The organism is Paraburkholderia sp. SIMBA_027, assembly GCF_046535315.1.
In the GTDB taxonomy this organism is placed as follows: domain Bacteria; phylum Pseudomonadota; class Gammaproteobacteria; order Burkholderiales; family Burkholderiaceae; genus Paraburkholderia; species Paraburkholderia tropica.
Genome location: NZ_JAWRWY010000834.1, coordinates 1 through 263 on the forward strand (window position 1 = coordinate 1; position 263 = coordinate 263).

Consider the following 263-nt stretch of genomic DNA (forward strand, 5'->3'; position numbering starts at 1 on the left):
CGCCTCGAACGTGTAGTAAGCCCCGCCGCCACCGGGCTTGGCGTTGACCACTCCGCAGCCCTCCACCGTGCGGTTGCGCTGCCAGGAGAAGTTCGCGGTCTCGCTCTTGCCGGGCTGGATGGTCTTGATCAGGTCCACCGCCCCGGTCTGGCAATCCTTCGAGGAGAAGATCCGGTCCGAGCCGCTCATCACCAAATACTCCATTTGGGACGTACCAACATTGACTTGGCACGGGGCCGCCCCGCCGTTGGTCACAGTCATGG

At 63.9% G+C, this 263-nt stretch carries 1 protein-coding gene; it reads right to left on the reverse strand.

The window, feature by feature from the left end:
- On the reverse strand, positions 1-189 hold a 189-nt coding region (locus SB764_RS41405), incomplete at its 3' end, for a hypothetical protein (RefSeq protein ID WP_410866955.1).
- Positions 190-263 lie beyond the last annotated feature (74 nt).